Raw genomic sequence first — 20921 nt, 5'->3', positions numbered from 1 at the left:
TTATTTGATCCCGGAGAAGCCGAAGCTTCGCAGGAACTGTTTCTGGAAAAGAATGAACGCCAGCATCAGCGGCAGGCAGACCATCAGCGTCCCGGCGCCGATGGTGCCCCACTGGCCGCCGGATTCGGCGCCCATGGCGAAGGAGACCAGCCCCACGGTCAGCACCTGCTTATCGGGATCGTTGAGCATCATCAGCGGCCACAGGTATTCGTTCCAGTGGTAGGTAATGCTGACGGTGGCGAAGGCCAGCACCGACGGCCAGGACATCGGCAGCAGCACGCGGAACAGCACCTGCCACCAGCGGCAGCCCTCCATCAGCGCGGCTTCCTCCAGCTCTTTGGGGATGGCGAGGAACGCCTGGCGCATCAGGAACACGCCGAAGGCCGAGGTGAAGTAGGGCATCATCACCCCGGTCAGGGTATTGAGCAGGCCGAAAGTTTTGAGGGTCAGCATGTTCGGCACCATCATCACCACCGGCATGATCATCAGCTGCACCAGGAACAGCAGGAACAGGGTCTGCTTGCCGCGGAACTCGTGGCAGGCGAAGACGTAGCCGGCGGTGGTGATGGTCAGCAGCTGCACGCAAAAGGTGCCGAAGGTGAAGATAATGGTGTTGGCGTAGAGGCTCGGCCAGTCGGCGCTGGCCCAGGCGTCGCGGAAGTTATCGAGGGTCAGCGGCAGCCTGGGCAGCAGCGAGGCCATATCTTCGCCGAAGGTGGTGGCGCTGAACGAGGTCGCCAGCATCCAGATAAACGGGCTCACCCACAGCAGCGCCAGGCAGCACATCAGCACGCTGAGGGTAAAGGGCTGCGAACGACGCAGGCGCAGCCACAGCGGACGCGAGGCGCCCGACGAGCGCACGGCCAGCGGCGAAATTTCAGCGCTCATGGTGAGCTCCTTTCTCCAGCAGTTTGAGGTTAAGCAGCGAGAAGGCGAACAGCCCGGCCAGCGTCAGGAAGGTGGCGGCGGAGGCTTTGCCGAGGTCGTGGGTATCCCACGCCAGGTTCTGGATGTAGTAGAGCAGCACGGTGGTGGCGTTGTCCGGCCCGCCGCGGGTCATCACCGCCACGTGGTCAATTTGAGTGATGGAGTAGATCAGCGCCGTGGTGATGACGAAGCTCAGGGTCGGGCGCAGCAGCGGCAGGGTGACCTTAAAGAACACCTGGCTGCGGGTGGCGCCTTCCATAATCGCCGCTTCGCGGGTCGAGGCCGGGATACTCTGCAGGCCGGCGAGGAAAAACAGCATGTAGTAGCCGGCAAACTTCCACACCCCAATCAGCGCCAGCGCCAGCAGGGCGGTGTTGCTGCGCCCCAGCCAGTTGTTGTTCATCGGGCCGACGATCTTCGCCAGATAGTGGTCGAGCAGGCCGAGGCCGGGCATAAAGATAAACAGCCACAGCGCGGCGGCGCTGACCATCGGGATAATCATCGGGAAGAAGAAGGCGGTGCGCAGCCAGCGGTTGACGCGATGGTTTTCGCTCAGCGCGACGGCCAGCAGCAGGGCGAGGGTCACGCCCGGCACCACCGTCAGCAGGATATAGAGCAGGTTATTGACCAGCGATTGCCAGAAGACGCCGTCGGCGAACAGGCGGGTGAAGTTATCGAGGCCGACGAACTGCGCGCCGTCGCTGACCATCCGGGTATCGAACAGGCTGTCGTAGACCGAGCGCCCCAGCGGGAACCAGGTAAACAGCAGCAAAAACAGCAGCGAAGGTGACAGTATCAGCCAGGGGAGCCAGCTTTTTCTCATAACGGCGACGTCTCAATCAGGCATTGTCGAAGCACGGATTGTGAGAAGCTTTGACTGCAAAAGTATGGCGGGAAGATGACTATTTAATGAACGGGAGAGCAGATGCCGGGCGGACGGGCCGCCCGGCGGATATATTGAATCATTGGCGCTCAGGCCGCGCGCATGCGGCCTGAGCGCGGCGGAGATCGTCAGAAGTCGGCTTTCAGCACCACCCGATAGCGGGCCTTGCCTTCGCGCACGTGCTTGAGCGCCTCGTTGATTTGCGACATCGGGAACAGCTCGGTGGTCGGCGCCACTTTGCTGCGCCCGGCGAACTTCATCAGCTTGCGCAGCTCGGACGGGTTGCCGGTCGCCGAACCGGAGATGCTGCGGTCGCCGCCAATCAGGGTGAAGGCGGGAACCGGGAACGGCTTCATCACCGCGCCGACGGTATGGAAGTTGCCGCCCCAGGAGAGCGCTTCGAAGTACGGCTGCCATTCGAGATCCACCGCCACGGTGTTGATGATCAGGTCGAACTGGCCGGCCAGCGCTTTTAAGGCTTCAGGATCGCGGCTGTTGACCACGCGATCGGCGCCCATCGCCAGCACTTCCTGCTCTTTCGCCGGGTTGGAGCTGAAGGCGGTGACTTCCGCGCCCATCGCGCGCAGCAGCTTGATGGCGATGTGGCCGAGGCCGCCGATGCCGATGACGCCGACGCGGCTGGTGGCGGTGACGCGATGCATCAGCAGCGGTTTAAAGACGGTGATGCCGCCGCAGAGCATCGGGCCGGCGGATGCGATATCGATGCTTTCCGGCAGGGGGATCACCCACTGCCAGTCGGCGCGCAGCTTATCGGCAAAGCCGCCGCGGTTGATGATGGTCGGCACCGAGCCTTCGAGACAGTTGATCTGGTTGCCGCTGATACAGGCGTCGCAGTGCCCGCAGCTGCGCGCCGTCCAGCCGATGCCGACCTTCTGACCAACCTTCAGCCCTTTCTCCTGCGCCGCGCTGCCCAGCGCCGCGACGCGACCAATGATTTCATGGCCGGCAACCAGCGGGTAGCTCGACATGCCCCATTCGTTGTCGATCATCGACAGGTCCGAGTGGCAGATGCCGCAGTACTCCACCTGGACCTCAACATCTTCCGGCCGGAGTTCGCCGGCGTCGTATTCCCATAGCGACAGATCGGCGCCCGCTTCTTTGGCGGCGTAGCTTTTAATTATGCTCATGACGGTTTCCTTGGTTTTGGCATAGATAAGAAGGAAGTGTAGAGCATTGGGGGTGGCGACGCCTGGCAGAAGGAGGTGTGGGGGAGGGGCGTGGGTGGGGCGAGAAACGAAGAGCGGCCAGAGTTCCCCTCGGCGGCGAGGGGAACGGAGCGTAGGCTCAGGCCTTCAGCAGCAGCGCATTCAGCCAGGTTTCGCTGCGGTCCGGGCGCTTATCCAGGGTTTGCCACATCCGCGTGATGTCGATATCCGCCAGAGCGGCGACCAGCGCCGTGAGGCCCGCTTCATCGAGGTCGGTAAAGCGTCGCCCCTCTTTTTCGCGCTCGCCGGTCCCGTATTTAAACGATACGTACCAGACGCCGCCGGGTTTAAGCGCCGTCGCCAGCCGCTGCATCACGCCGGGCAGCTCATCGCCAGGCACGTGCAGCAGCGATGCGCAGCACCAGATCCCATCGTAGCGTGCGGTTTCGCTGATGTCGGTAAAGCTGCGCTGACGGACCGTCAGCCCGCTGTAGCGCGCTGCCCGCGCCACCATTTCCGAGGAGGCGTCAAAGGCCTCGACCCGATAGCCCATCTCTGAGAAAGCTTTCGCATCGCGCCCGGAACCGCAGCCGGCATCGAGGATCAGCTCCGGCGGCGTTAGCGCCTCAACGAAGGGGGCGTACAGGGAGGACATATCGACAGCGACGGTGGCGGTAAAAAAGCTGTCGGCGTTGTGTTGGTAGTAGTTGATGGTCATCAGAAGATATCCGGCCCGGCGGCCTGGGGCTCCCATTCATGAAGCAGGGTAATACGCGCGGTATTCCAGGCGTTGTTTAAAAAATCATGCCGGCGCGCCGGCGTGCTCCCGGTCTGACGGATGAGCGTTTCGCGCAGCGGCAGGTGGCTGGTAATAAAATATTCGTTCCTGTCGCGCAACCGGTAGAGTAATTTTTGCGACGGCACCCGCATAAACTTGCCCCGTTCGCCGCGGTTGCAGCTCCGGCAGGCGAGGACCAGATTCCAGACGCCGTTGATATTGCCCACCTCATGACGGGCGCTCCACGGGATAAAGTGGTCGACGTCGGCCAGGTTCTCGTCGCCGCTATCGAGGCTAACCGGCGCGTAGCAGTAGAAGCATCGTCCTTTTTGGTAGCCGTTGAGGCTGTCGCGACAGCTGGAGATGGCTACCCGACGGGCGCTGCTGGCGCTGAACAGCTGCTGTTCGGCCGCATCGTACTCGATGGCGATCAGGCTGCGGGAGACGTTCATCGCCCACGCCTGCTCGACCAGTCGCCAGCGGGCCTCGGTTTCATGGATCAGATTCGGGTACTGCTGGCGCTCCGTCAACTGGTAAAAGCTGTCGGTCAGGCGGATGCCCTTGTGCGTTTTGCGCTCGTCGATAAAAAAGCGCTTATCGATTTCACCCTGATTGACGTTATGAAACTTATCCAGCACCACGCTAAAGCCGAGCTTCACCGTGGCGGCGGTGAGCCGATCCTGGCTTATCTCCCGGCGGTTAAAGCTGTCGCAGGTATTAAGGAATTGGCTTCTGGCAGAGGTGATCTGCTTCGGCGCCTGCTGCAGATGGCGGCACAGATGCTGGCTGAAGGGCAGCGCCAGGTCCTCGAGCAGGATCAGGTCGCTGCCGTCGCGGCGGACGTCGTACAGGGCGTGGGCCAGCGCGAACTTGTAGGAGGCGACGTTCTTGCCAAACAGAATAATGCCGCGCCAGTAGTTCTCCAGCGTGGGTTCGATCTGATAGAAACGCATAGCGGGCACCCTGTTATTGGGAAAGTATCGGCGTTATTACGCGAACCAATAACAGGATCTGATAACAAATGGCTGGAAATGTAAACCGCCCTGAAGCGTTTGCAGGTTTTTGCGAGTGGGTTCGGAGATAAATGCCTGAGAGAGCAGGGGAGCGCGCGGGTTAGCGCGGTAAAAGGCGGGTTACGCTGTTTTTTTCGACACTTAGCGTAGCCGGCATACGCTGTTGCTTGCATGGCAGCCAACGACAGGTATAATCCACAACGTTTCCGTATCCCTTCTGTGCCGGAGTGGCGAAATCGGTAGACGCAGTTGATTCAAAATCAACCGTAGAAATACGTGCCGGTTCGAGTCCGGCCTTCGGCACCATCGGAACATCAATAGACGTCAACGGACGTCTTTTTTTGTGCCTGAAATCCGCGCCACACAAGGCTTTCCGCGATTTTCCTTTCAATAGAAGTCAATCTGAGTCAACCCACATCAAGTCGCTTGTGAGTATAGAACTGAGTATATATGCTGGTTCGATAATGGTTGTATACTCACGGTGGCACATGGAAGGAGAACTTTTATGGCTCTGACAGATATCAAAGTGCGTTCTGCAAAACCGTAGGAAAAGGAGTACACCCTTGTCGATGGGGATGGCATGTTTTTGCTCATTCACCCTAACGGCTCAAAATACTGGCGGTTCCGCTTTCGCTTTGGTGGTAAGCAGCACTTGATGGCGTTTGGGGTTTATCCTGAAACATCACTGGCTGATGCTCGTCTAAAAAAGGGAAGAAGCCAGAAAGCTGGTTGCTGCCGGCATCGATCCTCGTGAGCATAAGCGGGCTGTGAAAGAGGAACAGGCGAAAGAGGCCATTACCTTTGAGTCAGTTGCCAGAGAGTGGCACGCAGCAAATAAAAAATGGACAGAAGAACACAGCCGACGGATACTGAATAGTCTGGAAGACAATCTGTTCCATGCAATCGGCAAATGTAGCATTGAGGAGCTGAGAGCTCGCGATCTGCTGGTTCCTATCAAAGTTGTAGAAGCTACAGGCCGTTTCGAAGTCGCCTCTCGTCTTCAGCAACGGACAACTGCCATCATGCGATATGCCGTCCAAAGTGGCCTGATTGATTACAACCCTGCCCAAGAGATGGCTGGAGCAGTTGCTTCCAGTTATCGTGTTCATCGTCCAGCACTTGAGCTTAAACGCCTACCTGAACTACTCCACCGAATTGACGGTTACACGGGACGCCCTTTGACCCACTTGGCTGTTGAGCTAACGTTGTTAATCTTCATTCGTTCCAGTGAATTGCGATTTGCCCGTTGGTCCGAGATCGATTTTGAAAGGGCAATGTGGACAATTCCGGCTGAACGAGAAGCTATTGAAGGAGTGAAGCATTCACAGCGTGGCTCCAAAATGCGTACACCTCATTTGGTGCCCTTATCTCGGCAGACACTGGACATCCTTAAACAGGTTTACAAGCTGAGTGGCGAGCGTGATTTTGTTTTCGTTGGCGATCATAACCCTCGTAAACCGATGAGTGAAAACACGGTTAACAAGGCGCTACGTGTTATGGGTTATGACACGAAGATAGAGGTTTGTAGGCATGGTTTTAGAACGATGGCGTGTAGTTTGCTGATTGAGTCAGGATTATGGTCCAGGGATGCGGTAGAGCGGCAGGTGAGCCATATGGAACGTAACTCTGTGCGAGCAGCTTATATCCATAAAGCGGAGCATTTGGATGAGCGAATATTGATGCTACAATGGTGGGCAGATTATCTGGATATTAATCGGAAGAAAGGGATTAGCCCGTTTGAATTTGGGAGGGATACGTGGGATATGTCATCTAAATTATCTTGAAATATAAATAAAATAATGTGTTTATTATTGCTAGCCCATACCTTCATTAAGGGATGGTTACTTGGTTCCAATTATTTACCCTGATATGAATGTTGAAGCTATTATCTTTGTACATGTTTTTTTAATTTATAAGGATGAATTATCAGTGATTGCATTTATTTTAAGTAAATTAACTTTTAGCTACCATCAGTAATTAATTATTTGCCGTTGAAATTAATGGGGGTGTTTATAATTAATTGGTCATGATTATGAGTCATCAGGATAAATAACCAGAAATAACTTGATGATATATCTTTTTATTTCTGGTTAAAGTTTACAAAACGCTCGGCTATAAATTTAAATATTATAATGGATGAGCATTCAATTGTCTAAAAAATGGCATAAATGATTTGCTAGGGCTTTTGCTAATATTGGAGGTACAGCATTGCCAATTTGCTGATATTGAGAGTCTTTAACTCCACAAAATACAAAGCTATCAGGGAAAGTTTGCAAGCGAGCAGCCTCACGAATGCTCAACGCTCGATTATGAATGGGGTGAATCCACATCGATTTTCTTACATTAACTACTGTCCCTGAAGGTTCATTATATTTTAACCGCAGATATATTGTATTTTGAGTTCTGGAGCTGTCTGAATAGGTTGTCTTTAGATTTAGTGGTAAATCATGAAAATTACAACCTTGTTGGATTACTTTAAATCGTTCTAAAGCATGTGGGGTAGTTTCTGTCGATACATGGTTATAAAGTGTATCCGAATCACGGAGCTGTTGACCTAATTCACTGATAGAGTTTTGTAGCATTGGAAGTTTAATACCAATACTACCTTCATTGACAGTAACTGCAGTTTGAATATTTTCAATATCCTTAATTGCATCCTCTACTGTTCTAAAATGGTCTTCTGTAAAAGTACCCTCTGGCAAGCTTATATTTTGGGCTATCTCTTTTTTAACACCCATAATGACAAAACGCATTCGCTTTTGTGGGGCTCCAAAATGAGCCGCTGACAAAACACCTTTTGTAATGTTATAACCGCTATCTTCAGCGCCAAGGATTGACTCAATATAATCAACTACGGCCATAGATGTAACAATCGCAGTTAATCCATTGTTTATGGAGTATTCTGTCACTTCAATATTATTATTGTGAATTTCCATGGCTTTAGAAAGCATTCTTTGAATCATAACAACTGGTTCAATTGTATTACATAAATGGATGGCACTTTTATTAATTTGAGACTCACTGAAGTACTGAGTGATAACCATACCAGCAAAATGATTATAACTCGTGATAGGGTCGGACACTACCTCATCTTGCTGTTTAATAAGTTTTTCTGCGAGAATTAGTAATTTTTTTTTGTGTTTCTCAAGAGTCGTTTTTAACTTACTTTCGTTATTGCGAACTTTAAAGACAACATTGAAAGTGAAATAATCTTTTTCATTCCATAAATACTGCTCTAATAATTTTTTGTTGCTAACAATATCAATAACACCATCAAATAAAAATGGCTTATCAAGAAGTAAGATTTCAGCAGACTCCGTTTCTATGTGATATTTCTCTATTATATCTTTATCATTCTCATCTACATAAAAACGGTGAGTTTTGGATTGAAGTAGGCTCACGTTTTCCATTACGAAAGCTTTAGGATTTAAATTAAGGACAGCCTTAACAAACTTTTTAACAAGTGAGTTATTTTGGCTGATAGCGTGATTTTTTTGGCGATTAGCACTTGAAAATCCTTGACAAGGCGGCCCACCGATCACCACATCGACTTGTCCAAGCTCTTCTTTCATAGTATCTGCGAGCGCCTGCTCAACGTCACTATACATAGCAACATTGTCACCGTGGTTACGCTGGTAGGTCTGCCGGGCACTTGAGTTCAATTCGAAAGCTGCTTTTATCGAGAAACGTTCAGTTTGCAGAAAACCATAGCTAAGACCGCCGGCACCTGCGAACAAATCCACAATGTTATATTTCGATGCTGATTTAACTTGTTCGCTCATTATATGAGTCCATATTTTTTCAAAATGTCTGTAACTCTTTGAAACTTAAGGTTTGTATTCTTCTCAATGCTCAAAAAGTAAACTGGCGATTGGAGCAGAAAATCTTGCCACCTCATTTTTGCATTTTTTTTCTAGGTATTCAATATCATCCTAATGGACTTAGTATCATAAATTTCATTCGTTGGTTGATTTTGCCATTTCAATCTCTAAATATTGATCATTAGATTCAGTGAGACAATTTTCTATTTCATTTGGAAGTTTATAGGAAATACTCTGAACGTTTTTCCAGCAATCTTCACGTTTACACCACTGAGTTACATTTTCTACACTACGTGAAGGATCTGTAAGTTTAAAATAAACCTTTTCTGCTAACTCAGTTAATATTTCCTGGACAATATTAGGTACAGCCTGTCGTGTCCATATTGCAATTAAATCTAGAACTCGTGTATTGTAATTGTTTTTTATTAGTTTATGTAGAAAAGCAATTGTGTAAGTTATAATGTTTGCACGATATCCCTGTGAATACCATGATTGATGCGGTATCATTCTTTCCATGTACTTAAACATTAATATCAATGCGACCGTTTCTTGAAAATATTTATTTCCTGACTGTAATGTATCTTTTTCATTACTCCATACTTTAGTCATTTTGTCAGCAAAGTATGTGAAATTAGTCTGTGCACCACGACTGACAATATGTGGAAAACCAGACCAAGAATTTCGGACCTTTGAAAGATCAGTTTTAGTAATTAACTGACTTTTGGGATTCTGTAGAAGAAATTTTTTCTTGTCCGCTCGACTTAAGTGCATTTGTTTTTGAAAATATTGACCTCGAGCTCTCTCATAGAACCATTTTGTGTCATATTGAGAGCCATCAATGGCTCTTGCGTATAATTGTTGAGAACAACGTTCTATCCATATATGGAATGGGTGGGTTGAAAAGAAATCAGCATCGCTTACTTTATTTTGGCTATTAGAGGATCGTGATATGTCTTGAATGAGCAGAGTCGCATCTTCTTCAGGGATTTTTTCAATTACCGTCAGTTTCATCTGTACAAAAATCGCATTCAAGTCAGACTTATCTTTATGTCTTGTATTTGATAGGGAGGCTGTAGTTTGTCCTCCATTTATTATCTGAAAATCACTCGCAGCTATGAGTCTCTGGCCATCAGCAGTTGACTCAATCGACACATTCATGGCAGTTGCTGAAATTCCATTATTATAAGCAAAGAATCTTTCAGGGGATTCAATAATAGTTGTTCGAATCTTTTTGTTAACAGCAACCTTAGTAGATAAAAAGGATCGGACATTACCTTCTAAAAGTAAACTGCCATATTCATCGTATACATCTGCTAATACTGACCCCGGAATTATACAGAGGTAACTTTTAAAATCTTTTGTAATTGTTTCACTTGCATCTAAACAAGGGATCCCGTTGAGAGTGTAATCTTTGAAATTAATTTCGATAATATGTCTTCCTGAATCAGATGCACATATCTTGAATAATCGGTCAATATTCCATATTTGACATTCAGTCAATACGTCATCTATTTTAGATGATTCTAGAGTGATGATGTTTTTGTTAATAATAGAGTTTGAAAAAATCAGAAACCGATATTTTCGCACCTCAATTTTTTTTTCCTTTATCAAGTCGATTAAATCCCAGCAAGGCCTACTCATTTCTACACTACGTTGAAGACCAACGTTTCTTGCGTCTTGTACAAAATTTAGTAAACGATTATGCAATTGCTTTGCTTGAGTTTTTGATAAGGATTGTTCGCCTTCAGAACTATCATAATCAGCAATTATTAGATTCATTGTTTTATCGAATTCATCATATGCATAACCATCAACACGAACTTTTCGATTATATTTCCCAGTCCCTTCAAAATAAGATGGTGTAAAATCTTGCAAAAATTCAGCCTCTTGCAAGTAATGAGCAAAAGTAGATACAAAAGACGCACATGACCCATCTCCTGTCACTGAAGCATTAACTTTCACTTCTTCCATAAAATCTTTTTTAAAATCCTTTGCATCCATTTTCTATCCTTTTAACCATTTATTCAAAGATGGTAGATTTAGTTCATAGTTTGAAGAAACTATTTCATTTGGTACATTGTTTTTTATAAGCCTTGGGAATGATTCACTAACAAGATACCTTTGAGTTTTTGAAAAGTGATATTTTGTCTCTGAGTATTCCTGCAGTTCTATATACCCATAAGAAACTAGCTTTTGCTGAAATATCTCGAGCGCTTCTGGATTAAAGGATAGTTTATCCTTTATTCGGTTTACTAATTCATTTAAAGAAATTGCATTAGGTTTATTTGGTGGCACTTTATCAATTCTCATTATCACAAGCTCCCCTAATTCATCGCAATCTAATTGTTCAAGTGATGAAATGGTGACATTTGATGATGAAATACCAATGCTCTTAATTTCGTACCATCCTTCAGAATACATGAAATCTTGATCTGAACCTTCTGGGCCTGACCACCCATTAATTGCATATAGAATAGAGGGACAACTATCCATATATTTTTCTAGGAAGAGTAGTTCACCTAATAATCCCTTGCGCATATGCTCATCCATTACTCCTTGTTTTTGTGATTCAAGCAATTTAGCCCATTGCCTATAACGTGCTCTGACTAAACTTAGAGCCTCCTGTTCATCTGCAGCAAAGCATGAATAATTTATAATGTCACAACAAAGAATTGCAAAAACATCTTGTTGTTCATTGCGCAACAACTCAAATGTTAATATCCAACGATTATCAACTTCTCTACGACGGCGGCTAACCAGTATAGACTTCGAGGACTCGATAGAATCGATATCCATATTACATAATAATAGTAAAGTCCTCTGACTAATAGATTGATATCCAATATACCATTCTAGTGAATGTTGGATGTTTATCTGTAAAAAACCACCATCCTTGTAATCTATATCTTCCCATTGCTGACGAAGTACTTCAGGAGTTAATGTCATTCTTCATCCCCTTCATCTTCAATAAAATCATTATAACCACGAAGCTCAATGGGATTGACCATATAATTCGCTGTTTTCTCTTTACCATTAGCCGGTATTCCTATCCCCAATGCAAAAAGATGGTCAGGGACTTTAATATTATCTTCAATCTGGCTCTTTCCTTTATCCACCTCAATTACATGAAGAATTAAAATAGGATTTCGTGGTACACAAAGATACGCTTTATCAGGAACATGATGTGCTTTTGGATTGTCCATTTTGAATTTGGTCTCAGCGGCCTTCTTTTGTTCTTCGTTTAAACCAACTTTTGTAGCACCACCTGCCCCTACTCGCACTTTGGTTCCGCTAATGCAAATTTGAGAGCCAGAAGCCTTGACAGTACGAATTTCAGGCGCAATTTCAATTTTCCCATTATCGCAATCGAGTAGATATAATTTATTTCCACTCCCTTGTGCTATATAAACATCCCAAGAATCTAAGCTTGCATCATCTCTTATAAAGTCAGCAAGTGCTGCTCCTTGAAAGTTTAGTTGCCAAGGGTGTGTTTTAAAATCTCGCAGTAATTGTTCTATTTCGTCTTTGTGAACATTTTCCCAGAAGAGTTTCTCGAATCTTTGTTCAGCTTTCACTCCAACATCGGATAGTCGATTAATAAAATCTATAAAAACTTCTTCATTATAATTTAAGGTTTTAGTATCGGATTTTAGACGTGGGGTCTCAAGTAGTCGCCCTGAAACTGTTATGGGGCGCTTAACAAATGTTGCAGCTCTCATTTTATTTTTTGCTGTAACGATTAAAGACGCAGGATCTTGGCGAACCTTCAAACCAAAATCCATCGGAGTGAGGTTTGCATTTTTCATGCGCGCAACTTCAAGTTTGAGCTCTTCAGCGGCTGCGGTAATGTACCCATACCAATCAATTGCTTCTGAGCTAATCCAAATCTTAAATAAATCGTCATAATTAGGACGATAACCAAACCATCGACCCATTTGTAGCAATGTATCATACATGTTAGAACGGCGGTAAAAATAACTAACACATAGCCCTTCAAGTGTGAGCCCCCTAGATAAACTGTTGCCGCCTACAGCTATAACTCGCAACCCATCTTCTTTATGATTAAAATAATCAAGGCTGGTTGCCCCACTTTTCTGGTTTACCGCTCTTACATTAATTGGAGCAACAGATTTATAAAGGTGCTGTGTCAAGAATTGATGCCATGGCATTGGATTATCTAACTTGCCTACTTTACTAGAAAGTTCGTGTTTTTCCCAAACAGCTTTTAAATAAGCAATGCTTGAAATCTTTTCACTTTCACTTTCCGATAAACCAGCATAATTTTGTAAATCCGAACGAACCCTAATTATCCATTCACCAGCTAAGTCTCTAATTTGGTCTTGAACATTGGTAAAACGGCTAGTATGTATCATCATCGAGTGATGAGAATTTGAATCACCCCTGATATTCCGAATGCCTGTAGCCAGTAAAAAGTAAGCCATTGCTTCTATCATGCTGGGTGGCAACTCTGTAACAGCATGCTCTTTCTTATGATTGAATGGGAAAAAAGCATCCATTTCTTTAGCATAGATTGATTTAAGTGCATCCTTATATTTTGCGGGTGATTGTTCGTCACCACCAAATATATCTTCAGCACCAATATAATTAGTAGGCGGTGAAAGTGTATAAATAAAATCACGTGGGAATAAATCATCTCCAGTCATCTCATCTACACTATCAGGATTGATAAATATATTTGCATAAGGAGTTGCCGTAATGCCGAGATAAGATGCTTGTCGGAATAATTGTAGCAGGCCACGTATTGCTTTATTTATAGCAGTTGGATCTTTTTCCGGATCATTTGTATTTACAGAAGCATTATCTGCTTCATCATCAATTAATAATAAAGACTTATAGATTAAACCTTTTGCATCTGCATTATTACTCTTTAACCATCGGATAAGATTGTTGAGTATACTTTTGTTTTTTTTGATGACAAAAATAACGGTGTTATTTACACCTTTTAATGAAAGACTTAACTGACGTAATATATTTTTATCAAAATCTTTTACAACCGAAGTAAATGACTCTATTCTTTTTTCGTGTCCATACTTACCGACCCCCACCGGAATGTTCTCAATATCTCCCTTTGGATTTAAAAAATATTCACTCTTCCTTCCTGAGAATTCAGCATCAAGACGTTCCTGTGTTTGCTGACGAAGATTCTCCATTGTTCCTGCAAGGATAATTATTACATTATATCCAGTGTCTGCCGCTTTATTACAAATGGCTGTATAGTTTGCTGTTTTTCCTGATTGTACATCTCCTAAGACCAGACCTCTTCTTTGAAAAGAATCGCTGCTTTTAGGATCACCAAGTAAATCCACAATTTCATCAGATACACGGTCTAAGCTACCGGTTACGCGGGAGTTCCAGCCTTTAACTTCTTCCAGATACATTTTGTATCGCTTCCAGAAGTAAAAATCTAAATCAGCACGCCTAGCGGGCAGCCATGATTTATGTTGATGTTTGTTATCTGTAATAAAAACACCTAGATCCATTTTTACTACAACTTTTTCTTTTAATCTTCGCTTAAGCTTGTCGAATTCATCATCCGTTACAGGGTAAAGAGGCTCAAGCAGTTGTCGTATTTTTTCGGATATATCATCAAATTGAATTTCAGTAGGTGGATACTCTGGGTATTCTTTATTTGTACTGGAAGATATCATACCTTCCAGTTGCTCCATGTTAGTTGCTACCATTTAAGTACACTCCTTTATAGCGAGCAATTATCTGTGGGTAATTTACAAAAGGATCTGTAATTGCTAACTGCTCTAGCATTTCATTTTTCGCAGTTTTTGTAGAAAATTGGTCAAGTAACCCTCTTAATATCGAATCAATTTCTGCATCAGTTATTTCGATATCATTCTTAATTTGTTTTTCAGATGTTAAATCGAGATATAGTTGATTGAATGGTATCCCTGCTTCAATCAATTTGAGTAGACTTTCCATATTTCTTTTGAACTTCGGTGATGAATTAATCAACGCTTTTATCAGAACGTGATCGCGGTTTATTTGATAATAAAAACCACCACTTTTCCCTATAAATCGTTGCCACATATGTTCAATCGAGTCATCCATTTCGCGTTTGCCACGAAATTCCCAGGTCCTTTTACTTTTCTCTGCAAGGTTTTGTATGATAGGAGCAAGATTATTGCGAACTATTTCTGGCGGAATAGCTGTTGATTTCTTTATATCTAGTGTCCAAAGAGTATCTAACTCATTCGGAATATCAATTTGAACTCTAGCTAGTTTAGAGCATTCCCCCTGACGCATCATTCGAAACCAAGTTCCCCAAATCAGCAATCTTTTATTTCTATACACATAAAAACCTTGGCTTTTTCTGAGGCCTTCTTTACCTCCAAGCAATTCTAATTCATTATTAGTTAAATCAGAGATATGTGGTAGTATATATGGACGAATAACGATTTTTGAGCCTTCACAAAGTATTGACTCATCAGAAATAACTTGTGTGTTTCGTTGGGATAGAAATGGATCTACAGGAATGATAGGTGTGTTGTTCATTCTTATCTGTAGTTTTTTAAGATTTGCCTCTCCATTGATATAACGGTGAAAAACCAATGATAGATGTTTGCGCATGTCATCAATTTTTTTTCCCATAGAACGTTCAAAATCAAGCTCTCCAACTTTAAGTCGGTCAAGATTTTGCCATACAATGAGAGTTCCATATTCTTTTTCTTTCAGCTTCTCAATACGTGGAATTTTATTTATTTCTTCATCCGACTCAAGGACGATAAGGGACCAGTCTTGAGTTTTGATTACATGATCAATATCCCAGCGCCTTGCTTCAATACACTTTCTTTGCTTGCTGACTACAGTTAGTGTTCGACACTGCGAAAGTGATGCTGTTTTTAAACCAAGTCCAAAGCGGCCTAAATCATTTGCAGTTCGTTTAGAATTTGGATTTTGACTGCCATAACGCATTGCGATATCAATTTCTTCCGCATTCATTCCACAACCATCGTCCAATATGGCTATATATGAATTTCCAGTAGGGAAGAAGAAAATATCAGTGCACGAAGCCTGAGCTGTGATACTATTATCAATAATATCGGCTATTGCTGCTTCTAATGTATAACCAATTGCACGAGTTGACTCTATCAAAGTCGGTGCATACGGTGGCAATGATATACACTTCATGCAAAGCCCTTGTATAGGATTGAAAAGTAGTATTTTTTCTGATACGAAAGCATTTTGCAAATATAAATACTGATTTTTTGATGAAGGCTACATCAGTGTTAGTGTGGTGGTTGTGAACACACAGCTATCGCTCATTGCCCTTGAACTGAAGAGAGGCTCGGTGGTGTATCCAGACTACATACCGTCAGCCTTGGTGCGATTAATACAGGCTGGGCAGTGAGCGGCCCTGAAGATCGAGAGGCAGTCCAGGAACTGAACAAGATTACCATCAGCTCGTAAGACGTAGCCAAAGCAGTCATTTATGCACTAAACCAGCCTGCAAAGGTTACCGTTAATGACCTGATCATTTTCCCTACTCAACAGAACAGGTAATTCGGCTAAAGGTCGCTTAAATCATGCCCTGACTTATTGGGCATGATTTTTATATTTGCTCCATATACAACCCCTCCCGTGCTCCCTGCGGGGTTACTACGGCTAGTCGAAAAGTGGGTCTTACGTCCGCTCTCTGCTCAGAGGGGCCCCCTCGTTACTTCAGAGGGTCTGCTTTGTGCCAACAGCGGAAGTTGGAGTATCAGAGACTCTCTAAAAGTTGATGGTTCTTTTTGCAGGGATACTTACATGTCAGTTCATAGCTTGCGAGTACCTACTTGGCTTAAACTCTGTCTGTATCTCAGCCAGGTTCCTGAAGAGTACATACATATCCTGATAAATTTCACTATTTGCTATAACCCATATCCTATCGCCAGAAACTTGCTATCAACAAAACAAGATTATTTAAAATAAAATCATAAAGTTAAAATGGACTGTCGGCTAAACAGCTTATACCCTAATCCACATGTTATAAAAGGATATTGGGTGGTTTATGGCTCTGCAAGGAAAGTTGATATTGAACGGGGCAGACTATGCACCTTTCAACCTGTACGGCGTGGGCGTGTTCATGGCTTTTTCTGGCAACGGTGTCTATCGAAACAAGGGAGCGTGTGGCGCTGTAAAAGGGGATGGCCCGTTGCCTCCTGGCAAATATTGGATAGTTGATCGTGGTGCTGGCGGGTTCTTTTCAGGATTGAAAGCCAAAGGACAGGATACATGGAACAAGGTTAGGCACGGCGCAGAGTTTGGACGTGATGAATGGTTTGCTCTGTATAAAGATGATTGGGGCATTGATGACGGAACCTGGATTAACGATGTTCACCGTGGATTATTCCGGCTTCATCCTGGAACATTATCCGAGGGCTGCATAACTATTGGTCATAACTCCGACTTCGCGCAAATTCGCAATGCATTGATGAACACATCGCTTATTCAGGTTCCGTGTATGCGCTCTCTTATGGCTCGTGGTTGGGTTGAGGTAGTGGCTAATGGCAACACCAACACTTGCCCGTAGATGGGGCGTAAGATTGCTAAAGACGGCTCTATTTCTTCTGATCGGTATGGCTGTAGGGAGAATATTCGGAAATCCAGAAATTTATATTAATCATGCAATTGCATCAAAGATAAGTGACCTTGTTTACGGCGATATTAACGCAGAAACCATGTATGACACTTATTTTTACCTTGATGTTCTAACGATGGTTATTGTCACTTCTGTTATTTATTTCATAACGATGAAGTTGATCAGAAAAATAAGGAGCAAATGAAATGCCAATCCCTCCGTATATGTGGTTAAAGATGATGGCGGCGCAGACTGTAGTGGCACGCTGTCAGAAGGTTGTATCACCCTTCCACATGATTCAGATTTTGCCATGTTACGCAACGCGTTACTGGGAACACAGCAGGTAGATGTTCCTTGTATGAGAAAACTAAAGGCCTACGGCACAATTGAGGTGATTGCTAATGGCAAAACATGCCCTTAGCTTGTTCATTAAGATAGCGCTGTTTTCTGTGGTTATGCTGATTGTCTCTGAGGTGATTCCTTACGACGGTTTAGTCAGTTCAATCATTGCTCTTTTCGATTTCCAAAGCGCCAGTAATTTTACTAGTTTCATACTGGGTGAACCTGATTTAGAGGTGTGGGAATCGTTACATATTTACTTCGCTATCCTGATTAATACCCTGATCAGTGTTCCTGTTATGAGTGCGATTATTACTGCCTACAGCGGTGTTACACGAAAAGTGAGTCCAGTCAGCCTCCCTGAGGATTGGATTTTATCCACGCTGCGGCGTTTAGCTAAGTTGTTTGCGTTAACGTTGCTGTTCTGGATACTGCTCCGCTTTCTGCCTTACCAGGCTTTTTTCCCTGATGGAGAAACATATTCAGCTCTCATTATTGCGGCAATTATGACTTTCAATTTGTTGCTAACGGTGGCTTGTTATGGAGTCATTATGAATAAAATCACAACCAAAAGGAGTTTGTAAAATGCCTGTTCCGGCTTATATGTGGCTTAAAGATGATGGTGGCGCAGATATTAAGGGATCTGTAGACGTTAAGGATCGTGAGGGGAGTATCGAGATTATTGGTTTTAGCCACGGTTTGAACATTCCGGTGGACGGTGCCAATGGCAAGATCACTGGCAAGCGATCGCACTCTCCGATGATGATTGAAAAGGAGTTTGATAGTTCCAGCCCGTATCTATATAGAGCCGTATCTACGGGTCAGACGCTGAAAAGCGCGGAGATTCGCTGGTATCGTATTAACGATGCAGGGCAGGAAGAGTGCTACTTCATTATGACCCTTGAAGGCGTGAAGATTACAGGTGTGAATCCGGGTATGCCAAACGCTAAAATGTCTGGTAACTCGCAAATCAATCATATGGAATCTATTGCTCTTATGTACGATAGAATCACATGGCGCTATGTCGATGGTAACGTGCAGTATACCGACGACTGGAATGTGAGGGCTTAGTCAACGTTACTGAGGAAAGGCGTTTAGACAGAATGATGTACAGGGTCTTTTGGGAGACAGAAAGTAGTGCTCCTGTCTCCACAAATACTCACCAGCGCAGGAGCATTAATTCTTTATGTCCCGTTTCCCCGCAATCACCCCAATAAACTCCCGGACCTGCTTCTGCTTCCTCGCCGACAGCTTCTCAACCCGACGCATCGCTTCTTCCAGCTCGGGTTCCGGCTCAACCGCCGTCAGCAAGATGCAGCCCGCCATGACCCGAACCTCTACCTTTTCTCCCGTCGCGAACCCGGCCGCCTCCAGCCACTGGCCCTTCATAACGATAGCCGGAATACGGGTATAATCCGGAAAGCGGCTCGCATAGCTCACGGTAAGCTGGCGCTTATTTTTCATCGGCGCTTCTGCATCGAATGAATCTGCAATACAATCGGTCTCAGTCATAATTGCTATTCCCAATTAATAGTGATTGTGATGAGCGATGCGGACGTGTTGGCGCACATCCGCATCGCGCTAAATAACACCTGTAAATTTAACCAGTAGGGAAAGTAAAGTCCAGCGGATTATAAAACTTAATCAGCGTCTTCTGGCTTATTTTAAGAATTTGGGGATAATATTTAATCGTTATGTATATAGCGCATAAATAGAATAAATGAATAGATTTATTTTCTTATTAATAATTAAATGGCTTAGCGCTAAATATTATTATCAACCATCGGAAAAACGCCAGTCTCGCCACCCCAACTTACGAATAAAACCCGCCCGCCTCAGCGCTGATACCAGCCCGCCACCACTTCCGCCAGATCGTCCTCGACCGTATAAAAATAACAGGCCGGGATATTCAGCACCTCCGCCAACCGGCAGGCCAGCGCGAAATCCAGCGTATGGATGCCGCGTTCATACTGGTTCATCCGTGCGCTCGCCGTCGCCTCATCGATACCCGCGAGGATACCCAGCTTCTGCTGGGAAATTCCCGTCCTGAGACGCGCTTCTTTTAAACGGTGCGGCAGCATGATGATCCTGAAAGGCTGGAAACAGAATCGCGATTCTGGAAGCTGTTGGTTGAAAATGTACTAAGTATTACTTAGTGTGGTGGTGAGAATATGAACGACTTCGCGCACACAAAGGAATGAATGAGATGAACAGAACCGATATGCATCCGGCTGATATTATTGCGCAATTGAAAAAACGTAACCTGTCGCTGGCGGCGGTATCGCGCCAGGCGGGACTGAGCTCGTCAACGCTGGCCAACACGCTGTCCCGCCCCTGGCCCAAGGGCGAGTTTCTCATCGCCCAGGCGCTGGGGATCGACCCTGCGGAAATATGGCCGAGTTGTTACTTCGATCGGCAGGGCAACCCGATCGACAGAAAGAAGCTGATTCGTACAAAGTTCTGAACGATCCGCTTGCGAAGATGTAGCCCGGGTACTCCGGGCGCTGCTGCTTCTCGTATGCGTGTCGGTACGTTCTTCACCGCCGCATCTCTCTGAGATCGAAACGAATCGGGATCGTCACGCTGAACGACGGCTGTCCCGCCCGGATATCATCCGGCGGGGGAGGCAGCGGGGCGGCCCGCTTCGCCAGCTGCTCCGCTTCCCGGTCCAGCGAATCCACCCCGCTTGAGCGGAGTAACTTCGCCGTCAGCACGTTGCCCTGGCGATCCAGGGTGATGCTGATATACACCACCCCCTGTCGCTGCTGGCGGAGCGCCACGGCGGGGTAGCGCTTAAAGCGGCTCAGGTGCGCCAGCAGCTGCCCGCTCCAGTCTGAGCTCATCTGGTTCGATTGCGGCGCCGCCATGTTCTGCGGCGCCGCGACCTGCTTATCGTTCATCGAAGGGGGCGCGCTGGTATCCGCTGCGGCAGACGTTTTTGACGGCGTCACCTCCCGTTCAGCTGTTGTTTTAGGCGGCGTCGGGTCTTTGCGTTTAGCGGGCTTGCTTTTCTTTATCTCCGGGGATGTTTTCGGCTCCGTGCCTTGCGGAGCCTGCGTCTGCGCTGGCCTGGTCTCCTCTTTCACCTCCTCCTTCTGCGGCACAGGCTGGCTGCTGGGTAGGGCGTGCGTTTGCTGCACTCCGGTCGGCATTTTCTCCGGGCTGGCGACGGATTGCGCCTGAGTGGCCATCATTAACACCACCATCGGCGTGGCCGCCGGCAGCGGCGGCGGCGGGCTGGACTGATAGCAGAGCCAGCCCAGCAGCATAACGTGGAGGAGCAGCGTCAACAGACCTGCGAAAGTCCACCGCCTTCCCGCGCCCCGTTCCCATCCCTGCGGGAAAAAGGGGTCAGCAGACAGTGCGTTTTTATTTAACATGGAAAAGTCACCACCGGTACA

The 20921-nt window shown here is 46.0% G+C and carries 18 protein-coding genes, 1 tRNA gene and 2 pseudogenes; 8 read left to right on the top strand and 13 right to left on the bottom strand.

All coding sequences use genetic code 11. The features are described from left to right. The 5 genes from NWP14_RS22105 to NWP14_RS22085 form a co-directional block, all read right to left on the bottom strand. Positions 1 to 888, bottom strand: a complete 888-nt coding sequence (locus NWP14_RS22105; protein WP_095104230.1) for a carbohydrate ABC transporter permease — start codon at positions 886 to 888, stop codon at positions 1 to 3. Continuing rightward, entirely contained in the window at positions 878 to 1750 is an 873-nt protein-coding gene (locus NWP14_RS22100; RefSeq protein ID WP_095104229.1) for a carbohydrate ABC transporter permease, read from the bottom strand. Before NWP14_RS22100 ends, NWP14_RS22105 begins: the two co-directional genes overlap by 11 nt. A gap of 188 nt (positions 1751 to 1938) precedes the next feature. Beyond that, a complete protein-coding gene (locus NWP14_RS22095; RefSeq protein WP_375216009.1) occupies positions 1939 to 2958 on the bottom strand; it encodes an NAD(P)-dependent alcohol dehydrogenase in 1020 nt (339 codons plus the stop codon). A 157-nt stretch (positions 2959 to 3115) separates the two neighbouring features. Further along, entirely contained in the window at positions 3116 to 3694 is a 579-nt protein-coding gene (locus tag NWP14_RS22090; protein ID WP_375216008.1) for a class I SAM-dependent methyltransferase, read from the bottom strand. Then, complete coding sequence (locus NWP14_RS22085; protein ID WP_375216007.1) at positions 3694 to 4707, bottom strand: HNH endonuclease; 1014 nt, start codon at positions 4705 to 4707, stop codon at positions 3694 to 3696. Before NWP14_RS22085 ends, NWP14_RS22090 begins: the two co-directional genes overlap by 1 nt. Before the next feature lie 281 nt (positions 4708 to 4988). Here NWP14_RS22085 and NWP14_RS22080 point away from each other — a divergent pair. Both NWP14_RS22080 and NWP14_RS22075 read left to right on the top strand, forming a co-directional pair. After that, positions 4989 to 5073: transfer RNA gene (locus NWP14_RS22080), tRNA-Leu, on the top strand. Positions 5074 to 5272: 199 nt separating this feature from the next. After that, positions 5273 to 6551 (top strand): annotated as a pseudogene (locus tag NWP14_RS22075) (tyrosine-type recombinase/integrase). Between the two features lie 360 nt (positions 6552 to 6911). Here the strand turns inward: NWP14_RS22075 and NWP14_RS22070 are convergent. The 5 genes from NWP14_RS22070 to NWP14_RS22050 all read right to left on the bottom strand — a co-directional run bounded on the left by NWP14_RS22070 (position 6912) and on the right by NWP14_RS22050 (position 15749). Next, positions 6912 to 8549 (bottom strand): DNA cytosine methyltransferase, encoded by a 1638-nt coding sequence (locus tag NWP14_RS22070; RefSeq protein WP_375216006.1) that lies wholly within the window; start codon positions 8547 to 8549, stop codon positions 6912 to 6914. 174 nt (positions 8550 to 8723) lie between these two features. After that, entirely contained in the window at positions 8724 to 10589 is a 1866-nt protein-coding gene (locus NWP14_RS22065; RefSeq protein ID WP_375216005.1) for an AIPR family protein, read from the bottom strand. Positions 10590 to 10592: 3 nt separating this feature from the next. Further along, on the bottom strand, positions 10593 to 11534 hold the full coding sequence (locus NWP14_RS22060) for a PD-(D/E)XK motif protein (RefSeq protein ID WP_375216004.1): 942 nt from the start codon (positions 11532 to 11534) through the stop codon (positions 10593 to 10595). Continuing rightward, on the bottom strand, positions 11531 to 14290 hold the full coding sequence (locus NWP14_RS22055; protein ID WP_375216003.1) for a Z1 domain-containing protein: 2760 nt from the start codon (positions 14288 to 14290) through the stop codon (positions 11531 to 11533). Before NWP14_RS22055 ends, NWP14_RS22060 begins: the two co-directional genes overlap by 4 nt. Beyond that, positions 14277 to 15749: an ATP-binding protein gene (locus NWP14_RS22050; RefSeq protein WP_375216002.1), complete on the bottom strand. Its 1473-nt coding sequence runs from the start codon at positions 15747 to 15749 to the stop codon at positions 14277 to 14279. Before NWP14_RS22050 ends, NWP14_RS22055 begins: the two co-directional genes overlap by 14 nt. A gap of 862 nt (positions 15750 to 16611) precedes the next feature. Between NWP14_RS22050 and NWP14_RS22045 the strand changes: the two genes are divergently transcribed. The 5 genes and pseudogenes from NWP14_RS22045 (at position 16612) to NWP14_RS22025 (ending at position 18591) form a co-directional block, all read left to right on the top strand. After that, positions 16612 to 17133, top strand: coding sequence for a DUF2778 domain-containing protein (locus tag NWP14_RS22045; protein WP_375216001.1), 522 nt, complete (start codon positions 16612 to 16614; stop codon positions 17131 to 17133). Beyond that, positions 17108 to 17386, top strand: a complete 279-nt coding sequence (locus NWP14_RS22040) for a hypothetical protein (RefSeq protein WP_375216000.1) — start codon at positions 17108 to 17110, stop codon at positions 17384 to 17386. Before NWP14_RS22045 ends, NWP14_RS22040 begins: the two co-directional genes overlap by 26 nt. A gap of 54 nt (positions 17387 to 17440) precedes the next feature. Continuing rightward, positions 17441 to 17602, top strand: a pseudogene (locus tag NWP14_RS22035) (DUF2778 domain-containing protein); the annotation flags it as partial. After that, positions 17583 to 18104, top strand: a complete 522-nt coding sequence (locus NWP14_RS22030) for a hypothetical protein (protein WP_375215999.1) — start codon at positions 17583 to 17585, stop codon at positions 18102 to 18104. The pseudogene NWP14_RS22035 and the gene NWP14_RS22030, both read left to right, overlap by 20 nt. A 1-nt stretch (position 18105) precedes the next feature. Further along, the gene (locus NWP14_RS22025) at positions 18106 to 18591 is read left to right on the top strand and encodes an Hcp family type VI secretion system effector (RefSeq protein WP_375215998.1); all 486 of its coding nucleotides are present in this window, start codon (positions 18106 to 18108) and stop codon (positions 18589 to 18591) included. A gap of 105 nt (positions 18592 to 18696) precedes the next feature. Here the strand turns inward: NWP14_RS22025 and symE are convergent, their stop codons facing one another. Then, positions 18697 to 19032 carry an endoribonuclease SymE gene (symE, locus tag NWP14_RS22020; RefSeq protein WP_375215997.1) on the bottom strand — a complete coding sequence of 112 codons (336 nt, stop codon included), beginning with the start codon at positions 19030 to 19032 and terminating at the stop codon, positions 18697 to 18699. 323 nt (positions 19033 to 19355) lie between these two features. Further along, positions 19356 to 19601 carry a helix-turn-helix transcriptional regulator gene (locus NWP14_RS22015; RefSeq protein ID WP_375215996.1) on the bottom strand — a complete coding sequence of 82 codons (246 nt, stop codon included), beginning with the start codon at positions 19599 to 19601 and terminating at the stop codon, positions 19356 to 19358. Positions 19602 to 19726: 125 nt separating this feature from the next. Here NWP14_RS22015 and NWP14_RS22010 point away from each other — a divergent pair, with 125 nt between their 5' ends. Next, a complete protein-coding gene (locus tag NWP14_RS22010) occupies positions 19727 to 19984 on the top strand; it encodes a helix-turn-helix domain-containing protein (RefSeq protein WP_375215995.1) in 258 nt (85 codons plus the stop codon). Between the two features lie 73 nt (positions 19985 to 20057). Here NWP14_RS22010 and NWP14_RS22005 read toward each other — a convergent pair whose 3' ends face one another. Further along, a complete protein-coding gene (locus NWP14_RS22005) occupies positions 20058 to 20900 on the bottom strand; it encodes a TonB family protein (RefSeq protein WP_375215994.1) in 843 nt (280 codons plus the stop codon). Positions 20901 to 20921 lie beyond the last annotated feature (21 nt).

The sequence above is a fragment of the Klebsiella sp. C349492 genome (genome assembly GCF_042055345.1).
GTDB classification, from domain to species: Bacteria; Pseudomonadota; Gammaproteobacteria; order Enterobacterales; family Enterobacteriaceae; genus Klebsiella; species Klebsiella scottii.
The sequence above is the reverse complement of the archived record's forward strand: the minus strand, read 5'-3'. Positions and strand labels throughout refer to the sequence as shown.

Coding starts and splice junctions, on each gene's coding strand:
- NWP14_RS22085 (WP_375216007.1), bottom strand. CDS start 4,707: ATGCGTTTCTATCAGATCGAACCCACGCTGGAGAACTACTGGCGCGGC.
- NWP14_RS22105 (WP_095104230.1), bottom strand. CDS start 888: ATGAGCGCTGAAATTTCGCCGCTGGCCGTGCGCTCGTCGGGCGCCTCG.
- NWP14_RS22065 (WP_375216005.1), bottom strand. CDS start 10,589: ATGGATGCAAAGGATTTTAAAAAAGATTTTATGGAAGAAGTGAAAGTT.
- NWP14_RS22090 (WP_375216008.1), bottom strand. CDS start 3,694: ATGACCATCAACTACTACCAACACAACGCCGACAGCTTTTTTACCGCC.
- symE (WP_375215997.1), bottom strand. CDS start 19,032: ATGACTGAGACCGATTGTATTGCAGATTCATTCGATGCAGAAGCGCCG.
- NWP14_RS22060 (WP_375216004.1), bottom strand. CDS start 11,534: ATGACATTAACTCCTGAAGTACTTCGTCAGCAATGGGAAGATATAGAT.
- NWP14_RS22095 (WP_375216009.1), bottom strand. CDS start 2,958: ATGAGCATAATTAAAAGCTACGCCGCCAAAGAAGCGGGCGCCGATCTG.
- NWP14_RS22005 (WP_375215994.1), bottom strand. CDS start 20,900: ATGTTAAATAAAAACGCACTGTCTGCTGACCCCTTTTTCCCGCAGGGA.
- NWP14_RS22070 (WP_375216006.1), bottom strand. CDS start 8,549: ATGAGCGAACAAGTTAAATCAGCATCGAAATATAACATTGTGGATTTG.
- NWP14_RS22100 (WP_095104229.1), bottom strand. CDS start 1,750: ATGAGAAAAAGCTGGCTCCCCTGGCTGATACTGTCACCTTCGCTGCTG.
- NWP14_RS22030 (WP_375215999.1), top strand. CDS start 17,583: ATGGCAAAACATGCCCTTAGCTTGTTCATTAAGATAGCGCTGTTTTCT.
- NWP14_RS22025 (WP_375215998.1), top strand. CDS start 18,106: ATGCCTGTTCCGGCTTATATGTGGCTTAAAGATGATGGTGGCGCAGAT.
- NWP14_RS22015 (WP_375215996.1), bottom strand. CDS start 19,601: ATGCTGCCGCACCGTTTAAAAGAAGCGCGTCTCAGGACGGGAATTTCC.
- NWP14_RS22040 (WP_375216000.1), top strand. CDS start 17,108: ATGGCAACACCAACACTTGCCCGTAGATGGGGCGTAAGATTGCTAAAG.
- NWP14_RS22010 (WP_375215995.1), top strand. CDS start 19,727: ATGAACAGAACCGATATGCATCCGGCTGATATTATTGCGCAATTGAAA.
- NWP14_RS22050 (WP_375216002.1), bottom strand. CDS start 15,749: ATGAAGTGTATATCATTGCCACCGTATGCACCGACTTTGATAGAGTCA.
- NWP14_RS22045 (WP_375216001.1), top strand. CDS start 16,612: ATGGCTCTGCAAGGAAAGTTGATATTGAACGGGGCAGACTATGCACCT.
- NWP14_RS22055 (WP_375216003.1), bottom strand. CDS start 14,290: ATGGTAGCAACTAACATGGAGCAACTGGAAGGTATGATATCTTCCAGT.